The sequence below is a fragment of the Antribacter soli genome (assembly GCF_021568775.1).
GTDB classification, from domain to species: domain Bacteria; phylum Actinomycetota; class Actinomycetes; order Actinomycetales; family Cellulomonadaceae; genus Antribacter; species Antribacter soli.
Genome location: NZ_JAKGSG010000005.1, coordinates 69,559 through 83,235, shown reverse-complemented (window position 1 = coordinate 83,235; position 13,677 = coordinate 69,559). Strand labels below are relative to the sequence as shown.

Here is a 13,677-nt window from a genome sequence, read left to right as displayed (position 1 = left end):
GCAGTCGCGGGGCCGCCGGCACGGCGTCGTGGCGGAAGGACATCGATCGATGGCACTGAGGACTGCCGCCCCGCCGGGCGGGACGACGGCGCAGGCCGCGGAGGCGCGGCCCGTGGTGCTGCGCAACAAGGACACCTGGGCTCGCGCGTTGCGCCGGGACTGGCGGCTCTACACGTTCCTCGTGCTGCCCGTGCTCTTCCTGCTGATCTTCCGCTACCTCCCGATGCTCGGGAACGTCATCGCGTTCCGCCGGTTCCGCCCGGGCGGCAACATCTTCGGTGACGAGTGGGTCGGCCTGTACTACTTCCAGATGTTCATCCAGAACCAGCAGTTCTGGACGGTGTTCGCCAACACCGTGATCCTCGGCCTGCTGACCCTGCTGATCTGCTTCCCGCTGCCCATCGTTCTCGCGCTCATGCTCAACGAGCTGCGCTCGCGCCGGTTCAAGCGCATCGTCCAGACGCTCTCCTACCTGCCGCACTTCATGTCGATCGTCATCGTCGCCGGGATCGTCCTGCAGCTCACCTCGATCACGGGCACGGTGAACCAGGTCGTCGACCTCTTCGGCGGGACCCCGGTCGCGTTGATGCAGCAACCCGAGTGGTTCCGCACGATCTACGTGTCCTCGGAGGTCTGGCAGACCGTCGGGTGGGGCACGATCCTCTACCTCGCCGCGCTGACCACGATCGACGACCAGCTCTACGAGGCGTCGAGGATCGACGGGGCCAACCGCTGGCAGCAGACGTGGCACATCACGTTGCCCGGCATCCGGCCCACCATGATGGTCCTCCTCATCCTCAACATCGGGTCGTTCATGGCCGTGGGCTTCGAGAAGGTCCTCCTGCTGCAGAACCCGCTCATCTACTCGACGGCCGACGTCATCTCGACGTACCTGTACCGCGTCGGCATCCAGTCCGCGCAGTTCTCCTACGGGACCGCGATCGGCCTGTTCGAGGCCGTCATCGGGCTCGCCCTCGTCCTCTCCGCGAACTTCGCGTCGCGCCGCCTGGTAGGAGCCTCGCTGTGGTGACCGACACCTTCTCCACGACGCCGGACATCTCCGCCGTCCGGCCCCAGGCCAGCACGATCAAGGACACCACGGGGTACCGGGTCTTCCGGGTCGTCAACGCAATCGTTCTCCTCGGCGTGTGCGTCGTGACGCTCTACCCGTTCATCAACCTCTTCGCCAAGGCGTTCTCGTCCGAGGGCTACATCGCCGCCGGAGAGGTGAACCTCGTCCCACGCGGCTTCAACGTCGAGACGTTCCAGGTGGTCCTCGGCGACCCGATGTTCTGGATCAACTACAGGAACACGGTCGTGTACACCCTGGTCGGCACCGCGATCGCGATGGCGCTGACGACGACCTACGCCTACGCGATCAGCCGCCGCAACCTCAAGGGCCGCACGTTCTTCACCGGCATCGCGGTCTTCACGATGTTCTTCGGGGGCGGACTGATCCCGAACTACATCCTCGTCGCCAACGTGCTCGGCATGCGCAACACGATCTGGGCCGTCGTCGTCCCCAGCGCCATCTCCGTGTTCAACCTGCTGGTGATGAAGTCCTTCTTCGAGAACTTCCCGCAGGAGCTGGAGGAGGCCGCGGCGATCGACGGGATGTCGACCTACGGGATCTTCTTCCGGATCGTGCTCCCGCTGTCGAAGGCGGTGCTCGCGACGATGACCCTGTTCTACGCCGTGGGCATCTGGAACTCCTGGTTCAACTCCTTCCTGTACCTGGACGAGAAGGAGCTCTTCCCGGTGACGGTGTACCTGCGCAACCTCATCGCCGCCGCCTCGGGCCCCGGGGCGGAGGCCGGGGCAGACACGATCCAGATCGGCGCGAACATCCAGTCGGTGACGATGCTGCTCACCGTCCTGCCGATCGTGTGCCTCTACCCGTTCCTCCAGAAGTACTTCGTGTCCGGCGTCATGCTCGGGTCCGTCAAGGGGTGAACCCCGCCCGTTTTCCCTGTCACATCTCAGCGACGTCGAGAGCGACGAAGCTCGTCACTGAAGGAGAAGGATGAAGAACACCACCCGGATGCGGGCGGCCACCACCCTGGCGGCGGCCTCCCTGACCCTGACCCTGACCGCCTGCAGCAGTGGCGCGGGCGGCGAGGAGGTCGAGGGCGCCTCGACCGGCGTCACCATCGACGAGGAGCACTCGGTCGGCGCGATGGCGGACTTCGGAGTCGGGACGTCGTTCAAGGCGACCGAGCCCGTCGACTTCTCGCTCATGTACCGCGACCACCCGAACTACCCCGTCAAGGACGACTGGTCGGTCTTCCAGCATCTCGAGGACGACCGGAACGTCACCTTCACCCGCACCGACGTGCCCTTGGCGGACTGGGACGCCAAGAAGTCCCTGCTCGTCGGAGCCGGCGACGCGTCCGAGCTCATCCCGGTCACCTACCCCGGCCAGGAGACGCAGTTCGTGTCGGGTGGCGCGATCCTCCCGGTGTCGGACTATCTCCAGTACCTGCCGAACTACCAGGACAAGATCGAGCAGTGGGGCCTGGAGCAGGAGCTCGACAACCTGCGTCAGGCGGACGGAAAGTACTACATCCTGCCGGGTCTGCGCGAGGTCCCGGACGTGCAGTACTCGGTCGTCGTCCGCGACGACCTCTTCCAGAAGGCCGGCATCACCGAGGACCCGGAGACGTGGGAGGAATTTGCCGAGGACCTCGAGAAGGTCAAGGCCGCGAACCCCGAGCTCTCGTACGCGTTCTCCGACCGATGGTCGGACAAGACCCCGCTCGGGGCGATGCTGCAGTACATGGCCCCGAACTACGGCACGAGCGGCGGCTGGGGCTACGCGAACACCTGGTACGACGCCGACGCGGAGGAGTTCGAGTTCACGGGCACCACCGACGGGTACAAGGAGCTGGTGACGCAGGCGCAGGCCATGGTCGCCTCCGGCGCCCTGGACCCGGAGATCACCCAGAGCGACGACCAGGCGGTGCAGAAGTTCATCTCCGGCGCCTCGGCGGCCATCTCCGGCAACACGCAGGTGATCAACGAGTACCGGACGAAGTTCGCCGACGCCGGCCTGGGTGACGTCCCGCTCCGCATGATCGTGCTCCCCGGGGGTCCGGCCGGGGACTGGCTGCCCTCGGGCCGGCTCTCGTCGGGCATCATGCTCTCCGCCGACGCGGCCGGGGCCCCGCACTTCAAGGCCATGCTGCAGTTCGTCGACTGGCTGTACTACTCCGACGAAGGCCTCGAGTTCGCGCAGTGGGGCGTCGACGGCGAGACCTTCACGGCGGGCGCCGACGGCGTTCGCACCCTCCAGTCGGACATCGGCTGGAACGCGCTGAACCCCGGCGCACCGAAGAAGCTCAACGCCGACTTCGGGTACAGCAACGGTGTGTTCCTGCTCGCGAACGGCTCGTCGAAGGAGCTGCTGCAGTCGGTCATGTCGGACGAGACCAAGGAGTGGACCGAGGCGGTGCTCGGGAAGAAGGAGATCCTCACGCCGGCACCGTCGGCGAGCCTGAACGAGATGGAGCTCGAGCAGGCGTCGCTCCTCGACACGCAGCTCAAGGATGCCGTCATGGCCGCCACGGCGGCGTTCGTGACCGGTCAGCGTCCGCTGGACGACTGGGACGCGTACGTGCAGGAGATCGAGGGCCTCGGCTCGTCGCAGCTCATCGATACGTACAACAGCGCCTTCGAGCGCAAGAACAGCTGACCGCCGGGTGCCGCCGTCCCGGTGCCCACGCGGCCCGGCGGCGGCACCCGCCCCTCCGTCCCGTCCGAAGAACCCTGAGCCAGACCCGGAACAAGACCTGGAGCGCGATCAGTGACCCGCATCACCGTCCCGTCCGAACCCGTCTCCACTCTGTCGGACGCGTGGCGCACCTGCGTCGGCACGGGGCGATTCAACCTCGCGCTGCGCCAGGACTACCAGGACTCGCTGGCGCTCGTGCAGCGTGACATCGGCTTCCGGCACATCCGGGGTCACGGTCTGCTCTCGGACGACGTCGGCGTCCACCGTCCGTACGACGCGGCCGGGCACCGGGGCACGAGGTACGCCTTCACCTACGTCGACCAGGTGGTCGACGCCTATCTCGGGCTCGGGATCAAGCCGTTCCTCGAGCTGGGGTTCATGCCGTCCGGTCTCGCCTCGGGCGACGAGACCGTCTTCTGGTGGAAGGGCAACATCACCCCGCCGCGCGACCACCGCGAGTGGGCCGCGCTGGTGGAGGCCGTGATCCGTCACCTCGTCGACCGGTACGGCCTCGACGAGGTCCGGACCTGGCCGATCGAGGTGTGGAACGAGCCCAACCTCGTGGACTTCTGGCAGGGCGCGGATCAGAAGGAGTACTTCCGCCTCTACGAGTGCTCGGCCCGGGCCGTCAAGGACGTCGACGCCTCGCTGCAGGTCGGCGGCCCCGCGATCTCCCCGGGGGCCGACGCCTGGTGGGAGCCCTTCGCCGACTTCGTCACCCAGCGGGACGTGCCGGTCGACTTCCTGTCCGTGCACGCGTACACCAGCGGCCCGGCCCAGCACGTGCCGTTCGGCACCTACCAGGCGTTGCGCCGCCCGCAGAGCCTCCTGGACCAGTTCGCGGCGCCGCGGCGGATCCTGGCCGGCACGCCGTTCGAAGACCTGCCGCTGCACGTCACCGAGTTCAACACGTCCTACCGGCCGGACAACCCGGTGCACGACACGGCGTACAACGCCGCCTACCTCGCCCCGGTCCTCGCCGGCGGGGGCGACCATGCCGACTCCTTCTCCTACTGGACGTTCTGCGATGTCTTCGAGGAGGAGAACATCCCCACGGCGTTCTTCCACGGCGGTTTCGGCATGCTCACGCACCGTCAGGTCAAGAAGCCGACGTACCACCTGTACTCGTTCATGGCCCGCATGGCCGCGGACGTGCTCGCCCGCGGCGCCGACCACCTCGTCACCCGCGACGCCGCGACGGGACGCGTCGCCGTCCTGGCCTGGCAGCCCGTCGGCGGCTCGGAGGATCCGCACGAACCCGAGCGCCACGAGCTGCGCCTCAGCGTTCCCGTCGCGTCCGGCTCGGGGAACGCCCCGCTCACGGCGTCGGTGCATCGCAGCGTCGTCAACGAGACCGAGGGCAACGCGTTCGCGGCATGGCAGCACCTGGGTCGTCCGGCGTCCCCCGGCGTGCGACAGCTCGAGATGCTGTACGAGGCTGCCGAGCCCGTCCGGTCGCACACCGCGCTGCCGGTGACCGGCGGGCGGGTGGACCTGGTGGTCACGCTCGGCCGGCACGAGGTCACCCTGCTGGAGATCGACCCCGTGCGGGACGAGACGCCCGGGTGGCTCGACGACGCCCGGATCCTGGGACGCGGCGACCGGGGATGACCGACGTGACCCCGCCCACGCCGTCGGCCCACGTCCCGGGCGACTTCGGGCACGGGCCGCTCGGCCGGGCGACCGCGCTCGTCTACTGGTACGTCGTCGTGACGGCGCTCCTCGCGCTCACGTCGTCCCCCACGCTCCTGCTTCTCCTGCTGCTCGACCGCTCCTGGGGCAACATCCCGGTCGTCGCGCTCGCGATGTTCCCCCTTGGCCCCGCGCTGTCCGCGGCGCTCCACGCGACGCGAGCGCGCGAGCACGCCACGGATCTCACGCCCGCCCGGTCGTTCTGGCGCGGCTACCGGCTCAACTGGGCCGACGTGCTGCGGTTGTGGGTGCCGGCGCTCGTGGTGCTCGGGATCGTCGGGTACGTGCTGGCGAATGCGGGCGCCGCCGGCGTCGGCTCGGCGTACGCCCTCGTGCTCGTCGTGATCGCCGTCCTCGTGCTCGTGTGGGCGCTGCACGCGATCGCGATCGTGTCGTTCTTCGCCTTCCGCACGCGCGACGTCGCCCGGCTCGCCCTCCATTACCTGGGCCGCTTCCCCCTGGTCTCGCTCGGGACGATGTCGTTGGTCGTCGCGGCCGCCGGGATCGCGTGGTTCGCGACCGACGCCGTTCTCGGGATCCTCGGGGGCCTGTGGGTGTGGTGCTGGTATCGCAACGACCGGCGGATGCTCGACGACGTCCGCGCCCGTTTCACGACCGAGCCCACCGACTGACCATCCACGAGCGAGACAGGAACGTCCCATGAAGATCCTCTACGGCGGCGACTACAACCCCGAGCAGTGGCCCCGCGAGGTGTGGGAGGAGGACTACGCGGCGCTCGGGCTCGCGTCGATCGACACGGTCACGCTCGGCGTCTTCGCGTGGTCCCACCTCCAGCCCGACCAGGACACGTACGACTTCTCGCGGCTCGACGCGATCGTGGAGCGTGCCGTCGAGGCCGGGGCGAGCATCGTCCTGGCGACGGCGACCGGTGCGCTGCCACCCTGGCTGGCCCACGAGTACCCCGAGGTGAACCGGACAGACTTCGAGGGCCGGCGGCACGTCTACGGCCAGCGGCACAACGCGTGCCCCAGCTCGCCCGTGTTCCGGAAGCTCTCCGCCGAGCTGGCCGGGCGCATCGCCGAGCGCTACGCCGGGACCCCCCGGCTTGTCGCCTGGCACGTCGGCAACGAGTACGGCGGCGCGTGCTACTGCGACCTGTGCGCTGCCGCGTTCCGCGTCTGGCTGCGCGAGCGGTACGGGACGATCGAGCGGCTCAACGAGGCGTGGAACGCGACCTTCTGGTCGCACCTGTTCTCCGACTGGGAGCAGGTCGTGCCGCCGAACGCGCTCAGCGAGCACTGGCGCGGGCCCGACCACACCGCGTTCCAGGGCATCACGCTCGACTACCTGCGGTTCATGTCGGAGGCGATGCGCGAGGCCTTCCGCGACGAGAAGGCGGCGATCCGCCGCGTGTCCGACGTCCCCGTGACGACGAACTTCATGGGCATGTACCGGCCGATCGACTACCACCGGTGGGCCGCGGACCTCGACCTCGCGTCGTGGGACAACTACCCGCCAGGGCCGCGCGAGCACGCGCGCATGGCGCTCGCGCACGACCTGATGCGCGGCCTCAAGGACGGCGCGCCGTTCTGGGTCATGGAGCAGACGCCCACAATCACCGCCTCGCGCGACGTCAACCCCGTCAAGCGCCCCGGGGTGCTGCGCCTGTGGTCCTGGCAGGCGGTCGCGCACGGTGCGGACGCCGTCCTGTACTTCCAGCTGCGGCAGTCGAAGGGCGCGTGCGAGAAGTACCACGGCGCCGTGCTCGACCACGCCGGCCGGACCGACACGCGGTCGTTCCGCGAGGTCGCAACCCTCGGGTCCGAGCTGGCCGCCCTGGGGCCGGCCGTGCTCGGGGCGCGCACCCCGGCGCGCGTCGCGCTGCTGTTCGACTGGGACTCGTGGTGGGCCGCCGAGATGATGGACGGCCTCAACCGGCACGTGAAGTACCCGGCGGTGGTGCTCGCCTACTACTCGGCACTGTGGCAGGCCGGGGCGGGCGTGGACGTGGTGCCGGTGACGGCGTCGCTCGACGGGTACGACGTCGTCGTGGCCCCGCTGCTCCACCTGCTCAAGGGGGACGTCGCCGATCGGCTCGAGGAGGTGGTCGCACGCGGCGGCTCGCTCCTCACCACCTTCTGGTCGGGTCGCGTCGACGAGGACGACAACGCCTTCCTCATGGATGTCCCCGGGCCGCTCGGGCCCGTGCTCGGCGTCCGCGTCGAGGAGACCGACTCCGCGGAGCCGGGGGTCGTCAACCCGGTCACCCTGCCAGGCGGCCTGGTCTCGGAGGCGTCGCTCGTCTTCGAGCTGCTCGTACCGCAGGGCGCCGAGGTGGTGGGCACCTACGGCGCCGACTTCTACGCGGGCACCCCCGCCGTGACCCGGAACCGGCCGCACGGCCCGGACGGCGGCGAGGCCTGGTACGTCGGGACCGGGCTCGACGCCGCAGGGGTCGGGGCGGTGGTGCGTCAGGTGCTCGGCCGGCACGGGCTCGTCGGGCCGTACGCGGACCTGCACGACGTCGAGCACGCCGTCCGGGTCCGCGACGGTGAGCGGTACTCGTTCCTGCTCAACCACGCGCCGGGCCCGGTGGAGGTCCTCGCGCACGCGTCGGGGACCGAGCTGCTCACCGGCCGTCGGGTCGAGCAGGGCGACACGCTCCGCCTCGAGCAGACCGGGGTCCTGCTGATCCACGAGGATCGGTGATCAGCCGTCAGATCACGCGGTTGTCGTCCGTCTCCTGCGGCGTCCGCCACGTCCCCAGAACGGCCGCGATCTTCGCCACGTCGCGCTCGGAGCCGTCGGCGACGGCCATGACCAGGTCGTACACAGCGGCCTGCGGCGGGTCGAAGTAGTGGTCGTTGAGCTCGTAGAACGTGGCGACGGCGATGAGGCCGAGCCGTTTGTTGCCGTCGATCAGCGCGTGGTTGTTCACGACGGAGTCGAGGAGCGCGGCCGCCTTGAGATCGAGCGTCGGATAGGCCTCGACGCCCATCATGGAGGCGGCGGGGCGTGAGACCGCTGAGTCGAGCAGCCCGGCGTCGCGGACCTCGACGGCCCGGTCGAGGAACTGGTCCGCGATCCAGAGCAGCTCGGCCGGGGTGAGGTAGCGCGTCGTCATGGGCGCGCTACTTCAGCTTGTCCAGTACGGGACCGAAGCGGTCGACCGCGCGGGTGACGATGTCCTCGAAGCGAGCGCGCTCGTCGGTGAACATCCGGATCGCCTGGCGTGCGGCCTCCTGCTTCGAGATGCCGAGTCGCTCGGCGGTCGCGGCGAGGGCGAGGTCCTCTTCTTCGGTCAGGCGGAGTGTCATGGCCACGATGGTGTCTCCTCTAGAACGGCTCCCCAACCGGAGCCCGACTGGACGTGCACCATCAAGGTATCACCGGAGCGGTATCGCGGTGATACCGCGTCAGAAGATCCGCCGGCCCTTCTCGTCCGGGACCCCCGACTTGCGGAAGAAGTACGTCCTGACCTGGTCGCGCCACTCGATCGCGGAGCGGAGCTGCTCCGCGAGCCGCTCCGCCACGCGCTCCGCCACGGCCGGGTCCACGAGGCCGGCGACCGGCTCCCACGCGGCGATCATGGCCTCGACCCGCTCGACGCCCTCGGAGTGCGTGTCGTACACGTGCTGGATGACCGTCTTCCCGGAGCGCAGCACGTGCGAGTAGGGCACGTGGTGGAAGAACAGCAGGAGCTCGTCGGGGCAGGTCCCGAGCGACTCGTAGACGTCCGACCACGGCGCGGGGTACTGCCCGGTGTACCCGGTCCCGGTCGCCTGCGTCCGGTCGACGCCGATTCCGTCGCGGTCGGCGAAGTGGTACGTGCCCCACGGCGTGTACTCATAGCCGTCGACGTCCGGCCCGTAGTGGTGCCCTGGCCGCACCATGAACCCGACGCCGAGCGGAGCCGTGTACATCTCGTACGTCTCCCACGACGTGTCGAGGACCGCGTGCAGCGCCTCGCCGAGCTCGACGGGCGCGTCGGGGAACGTCAGTGCCACCCACTCGTCGAGGATCGCGGACGGGTCCAGCAAGGGGTCCCAGGCGAGCCGCCCGTACGCGTACAGGTTCGCCTGCGCGAACGGGTGGCCGGTCCAGAGCTCGTCGGTGCCGGCGTTCGACACGGCCGCGAAGCCGCCGGAGCCCGCCACGAGCCCGGCGACGGTCCCGTCGTCGCCCGCTTCCGGCCCGCCCGCGAGCCGGAAGCGCAGGATCGCGCTCCACTGCGGGCCGAGGTACACGGCGTGCTGCTGCTGGCCCGTGTACTCCTGCGTGACCTGCAGCTCGAGCGCGAGGCGCGTCGCCGGCATCGCGGCGAGCACGGGGGAGACGGGTTCGCGCGCCTGGAAGTCGAGCGGCCCGTACTTGACCTGGAGGACGACGTTCTCGTCGAAGGTCCCGTCGAGCGGCGCGAAGTGGTCGTAGGCGGCGCGGGCCCGATCGGTGGACCGGTCCCTCCAGTCCTGCCGGTGGTCGTAGACGAACGCCCGCCAGTGGACCAGCCCGCCGTAGGGCGCGACGGCGCGCGCGAGCATGTTGGCGCCGTCGGCGTGCGTGCGGCCGTAGGCGAAGGGGCCGGGCTGGCCCTCCGAGTCGGCCTTGACGACGAGACCGCCGAAGTCGGGGACGAGGTCCCACACCCGGGCCGCGGCCCGCACCCACCAGTGGGCGACCTCGGGGTCGAGCGGGTCGTTGCTGCTCAGGCCGCCCAGCAGGGTCGGCGACGCGAACGACACGGACAGGTGCACGCGGATGCCCCACGGCCGGAACGCGGCGGCGATGCGTGCGACGCCGGCCAGGTCCTCGGTGAGCAGGCGCGCCTCGCGCGCGTGCACGTTGACGTTGTTGATCGCGATGCGGTTGATCCCGGCGGCGGCGAGCAGCCGCGCGTAGGCGTCGAGGCGGGACAGGTCGTCGCGCACCCGCCCGCTGGCGTAGAACAGGGAGCCGCCGGAGTAGCCGCGCTCGACCTGCCCCATCGTCGGGTGGACGTCGACGTTGTCCCAGTGGTCGATCATGCGCAGCTCGGCGGCCGGCGCGTGGGTCTCGTCCGTGTCGGGGCCCGCGAAGGCGTCCTCACCGAGGCGCACCACGTGGAAGAACCCGTACAGCAGCCCGCGCTCGGTCGGCGCCTGCACGACGGCGGAGCCCCCGTCGCGCATGAACCGGAACCCCTCGTCGGCGTCGTTCGAGGGATCGTCCTCCGCCAGGGTCAGGACCAGGTCCGCGTCCGCGGTGCCCGCACCGACCTCCAGGCGGGCCCACGAGCCGCCGTGAGCGGCCGTGGCAGCGGCGACCTCGGCCGCCACGGTGCTGGTGAGCGCGCCGTCGCCGGCGACGACGACCCGCCGGCCGCCGAGCGCCGCGAAGGCGCCGGGCGGCAGCCACGCAGGATGGACGGCGGTCGTCCGGGGAGAAGGCACAGGGTTGGTCTCCTTCACCAGTCGTGGACCGTCCCGTCGAGCCTGCGGTTCACGGGAAGGTACGCGGGGATGTACTCGAAGCGTGCCGCAGCCTCCTCGTCGAGGTCCACCCCCAGCCCGGGGTTGTCGCCCGGGTGCAGGAGGCCGTCGGCGAACGTGTACGACGTCCGGAACACCTCCAGCGTGGTGGCGCTGTGCTGCATGTACTCCTGGATCCCGAAGTTGTGCACCGCGATGTCCAGGTGCAGCGCGGCCGCCATGCCGACGGGCGAGACGTCCGTCGGGCCGTGGAATCCGGTCCGGACGCCGTACAGCCCGGCGAACTCGACGAGCCGCTTGAGGTGCGTGATGCCGCCGGTGTGCGGGACGGCGGAGCGCACGTAGTCGATGAGGCGCTCGGTGATCAGCGTCTGGTAGTCGAACGCCGTGTTGAAGACCTCGCCGATCGCGAGCGGCGTCGTCGAGTGCCGGCGGATCAGGCGCAGCGCGGTCTGGTCCTCGCCCGGCGTGGCGTCCTCCAGCCAGAACAGGCGGTACGGCTCGAGGTCCTTGGCGAGGCGCGCGGCCTCGATCGGGGTCATGCGGTGATGGCCGTCGTGCAGGAGCGGCAGGTCGGGCCCGAACTCGTTCCGGACCGCCTCGAACACCGTGGGGATGTGCCGCAGGTAGGCCGCGGTGTCCCACGTCTCCTCGACCGGCAGGGAGCGGCCGTCCGCGACGCTCCGCCTGGCGGGCTCGTAGTCGTAGCGCTCGCCCGGCCGCTGGTCCGTCGCGACGCCGTACACCTGGCCGAGGCCTGGCACCCCGGTCTGCACGCGGATCGCGCGGAAGCCCAGGTCGAGGTGGTTCCGGATCGAGTCGAACAGGGCCTCCACGGTGGAGCCGGACGCGTGGCCGTAGGCGAGCGCCCCGCGCCGCGAGGCCCCGCCGAGGAGCTGGTAGAGCGGCATCCCGGCGGCCTTCGCCTTGATGTCCCACAACGCCACGTCGACTGCCGCGATCGCCGCCATCGTGACCGGGCCGCGGCGCCAGTACGCGCCCCGGTACAGGTACTGCCACGTGTCCTCGATGTTCGCGGCGTCGCGCCCGAGGAGCAGCGGGACCACATGCTCGGTCAGGTAGCTCGCGACGGCGAGCTCGCGGCCGTTGACGGTCGCGTCGCCGAGGCCGGTGATGCCGTCCGACGTCGTGAGCTTCAGCGTGACGAAGTTGCGGCCGGGGCTCGTGACGATGACCTCGGCGGACTCGATCCTCATGGTGGTGCTCCTCAGCGGCTCGCGTACGCGGCCTTCGGCAGGTGGTAGGCCAGGTCGGCGGCGGTCTCGACGGCCTCGTCGAGGTCGAGCCGGTGCTCGGCGACGAGCCGGGCGAGGTATCCGGCGTCGACCCGGCGGGCCAGGTCGTGGCGGGCCGGGATCGAGCAGAACGCGCGCGTGTCGTCGACGAAGCCCGACATGTTGGAGAACCCGGCAGTCTCCGTGACGGCCTCGCGGAAGCGGCGCATGGCGTCGGGCGCGTCGAGGAACCACCATGGGGCCCCGAGCCGCAGCGCCGGGTACACCCCGGCGAGCGGGGCCAGCTCGCGGCTGAACGCGTCCTCGTCCACCGTGAACGCGATCATCCGGAAGACCTCGTGGTGGCCGAAGGCCTCCAGCACAGGCCGCAGAGCCTGGGCGTACTCGGTGACGACGGGGATGTCGTAGCCCTTGTCCGGCCCGAACCGCTCCGCCACCGCCCCGTCGTGGTCGCGCAGCACGCCCGGGTGGAGCTGCATCACGAGCCCGTCCTGCGCGGACATGGCCGCCATCTGGAACAGCATGTGCGCGCTGAACGCTGTGGCCTCCGCCGCGGTGACCGCCTCGCCGGCCAGAGCCTTGCCGACCAGGGCGCGTGCAACGTCGTCGGGCAGCGGGGTGGTGTCGGCGAGGAGGTGGCCGTGGTCCGTGGCGAGGGCGCCCGCGGCCCGGAAGGCCGCGCGGCGCTCGCGGAGCGCCTCGAGGTACGTCGCGTAGTCGGTCACGTCGAGGCCCGACGCCGCGGCGAGCCGCGAGACGTCCTCGCGCCAACGGGGCCGGTCCAGGTGCAGGAGCGGGTCGGGGCGGAACGTCGGGAGCACGCGCGGCGCGCCGCCGGGGCCGGTGACCTCGATCGCGAGCTTGGCGTGCGCCGACAGGTCGCTCCATGCCGGGTCGGTCGTGGCGATGACCTCGATGCCGAACCGGTCGAGGAGGGCGCGCGGGCGGAAGGCGGGGTCGGCGAGGCGCTCCGCGACCTCGTCGTAGATCAGGTCGGCGGTCTCGGCGGACGGCCGGCGCGTGACGCCGAAGATCTCCACGAGCTCGTGCTCGAGCCAGTACCGCGTGGGCGTGCCGCGGAAGTGCTTCCAGCCGGCGCAGAACCTGCGCCAGATCGCCCGCGGGTCCGTCTCCTTGTCCGGGGAGTCCGGACCGACCCCGAGCTCCGGGAGCGTCGCGCCCTGCGACACGAGCATCCGCGTCAGGTAGTGGTCCGGGACGACGAGGAGCTGGGCCGGGTCCGGGAACGGGGAATCGGCGGCGAGCGCTGCGACATCGATGTGGCCGTGCATCGACACGATCGGCAGGTCGCGCGCGGCCGCGAAGATCTCGTGGGCGATCGGCCGCAGCGTGGGGTCGGCGGGCAGGGCCCGGTCGGGGTGCAGGGTCCAGGCGGTGTCGTCGGGCACGTCCGCTTCCTCCTTGAAGCAGGCTGGGCTCGTCACCGGCCGGTAACGATTGCGGCCATGCTGCCTCTTGCTCACGGCCTCGCGCAAGCCTCAGTCTTGACGAGGAGTGCAATCGTTTGCAGACTAGCAGCACCCGTCCGGCGGTACAGGGCGGACGGCGG

General features: G+C 70.5%; 11 protein-coding genes. 6 read left to right on the top strand and 5 right to left on the bottom strand.

Annotated features, from left to right (window positions below; genetic code table 11):
* Positions 1 to 49: 49 nt before the first annotated feature.
* The 6 genes from L1785_RS00885 to L1785_RS00860 all read left to right on the top strand — a co-directional run bounded on the left by L1785_RS00885 (position 50) and on the right by L1785_RS00860 (position 8,092).
* Positions 50 to 1,030, top strand: a complete 981-nt coding sequence (locus tag L1785_RS00885; protein WP_236087229.1) for an ABC transporter permease — start codon at positions 50 to 52, stop codon at positions 1,028 to 1,030.
* Positions 1,024 to 1,953 (top strand): carbohydrate ABC transporter permease, encoded by a 930-nt coding sequence (locus tag L1785_RS00880; RefSeq protein WP_372461766.1) that lies wholly within the window; start codon positions 1,024 to 1,026, stop codon positions 1,951 to 1,953. The genes L1785_RS00885 and L1785_RS00880 overlap by 7 nt, the downstream gene beginning before the upstream one ends.
* Positions 1,954 to 2,023: 70 nt before the next feature.
* Positions 2,024 to 3,691 carry an ABC transporter substrate-binding protein gene (locus L1785_RS00875; RefSeq protein ID WP_236087228.1) on the top strand — a complete coding sequence of 556 codons (1,668 nt, stop codon included), beginning with the start codon at positions 2,024 to 2,026 and terminating at the stop codon, positions 3,689 to 3,691.
* A gap of 111 nt (positions 3,692 to 3,802) precedes the next feature.
* A complete protein-coding gene (locus tag L1785_RS00870; protein WP_236087227.1) occupies positions 3,803 to 5,341 on the top strand; it encodes a GH39 family glycosyl hydrolase in 1,539 nt (512 codons plus the stop codon).
* Positions 5,338 to 6,054 carry a DUF624 domain-containing protein gene (locus tag L1785_RS00865; RefSeq protein WP_236087226.1) on the top strand — a complete coding sequence of 239 codons (717 nt, stop codon included), beginning with the start codon at positions 5,338 to 5,340 and terminating at the stop codon, positions 6,052 to 6,054. Before L1785_RS00870 ends, L1785_RS00865 begins: the two co-directional genes overlap by 4 nt.
* 28 nt (positions 6,055 to 6,082) lie before the next feature.
* Positions 6,083 to 8,092, top strand: a complete 2,010-nt coding sequence (locus L1785_RS00860) for a beta-galactosidase (protein WP_236087225.1) — start codon at positions 6,083 to 6,085, stop codon at positions 8,090 to 8,092.
* 7 nt (positions 8,093 to 8,099) lie between these two features.
* On the opposite strand, the gene L1785_RS00855 is transcribed toward L1785_RS00860, so the two are convergent.
* The 5 genes from L1785_RS00855 to uxaC all read right to left on the bottom strand — a co-directional run bounded on the left by L1785_RS00855 (position 8,100) and on the right by uxaC (position 13,516).
* Positions 8,100 to 8,507, bottom strand: coding sequence for a type II toxin-antitoxin system death-on-curing family toxin (locus L1785_RS00855; protein ID WP_236087224.1), 408 nt, complete (start codon positions 8,505 to 8,507; stop codon positions 8,100 to 8,102).
* 7 nt (positions 8,508 to 8,514) lie between these two features.
* Positions 8,515 to 8,700, bottom strand: a complete 186-nt coding sequence (locus L1785_RS00850; RefSeq protein WP_236087223.1) for a CopG family transcriptional regulator — start codon at positions 8,698 to 8,700, stop codon at positions 8,515 to 8,517.
* A 99-nt stretch (positions 8,701 to 8,799) separates the two neighbouring features.
* Complete coding sequence (locus tag L1785_RS00845) at positions 8,800 to 10,812, bottom strand: alpha-glucuronidase (protein ID WP_236087222.1); 2,013 nt, start codon at positions 10,810 to 10,812, stop codon at positions 8,800 to 8,802.
* 14 nt (positions 10,813 to 10,826) lie between these two features.
* Positions 10,827 to 12,068 carry a D-mannonate dehydratase ManD gene (gene manD, locus L1785_RS00840; RefSeq protein WP_236087221.1) on the bottom strand — a complete coding sequence of 414 codons (1,242 nt, stop codon included), beginning with the start codon at positions 12,066 to 12,068 and terminating at the stop codon, positions 10,827 to 10,829.
* Between the two features lie 11 nt (positions 12,069 to 12,079).
* Positions 12,080 to 13,516 (bottom strand): glucuronate isomerase, encoded by a 1,437-nt coding sequence (gene uxaC, locus L1785_RS00835; RefSeq protein WP_236087220.1) that lies wholly within the window; start codon positions 13,514 to 13,516, stop codon positions 12,080 to 12,082.
* Between the last annotated feature and the right edge of the window lie 161 nt (positions 13,517 to 13,677).

What these genes read in the sequence shown, in the direction of transcription:
- L1785_RS00885 (WP_236087229.1), top strand. Translation starts at nt 50, where the DNA reads ATGGCACTGAGGACTGCCGCCCCGCCGGGCGGGACGACGGCGCAGGCC.
- L1785_RS00875 (WP_236087228.1), top strand. Translation starts at nt 2,024, where the DNA reads ATGAAGAACACCACCCGGATGCGGGCGGCCACCACCCTGGCGGCGGCC.
- L1785_RS00865 (WP_236087226.1), top strand. Translation starts at nt 5,338, where the DNA reads ATGACCGACGTGACCCCGCCCACGCCGTCGGCCCACGTCCCGGGCGAC.
- L1785_RS00860 (WP_236087225.1), top strand. Translation starts at nt 6,083, where the DNA reads ATGAAGATCCTCTACGGCGGCGACTACAACCCCGAGCAGTGGCCCCGC.
- L1785_RS00855 (WP_236087224.1), bottom strand. Translation starts at nt 8,507, where the DNA reads ATGACGACGCGCTACCTCACCCCGGCCGAGCTGCTCTGGATCGCGGAC.
- L1785_RS00850 (WP_236087223.1), bottom strand. Translation starts at nt 8,700, where the DNA reads ATGACACTCCGCCTGACCGAAGAAGAGGACCTCGCCCTCGCCGCGACC.
- manD (WP_236087221.1), bottom strand. Translation starts at nt 12,068, where the DNA reads ATGAGGATCGAGTCCGCCGAGGTCATCGTCACGAGCCCCGGCCGCAAC.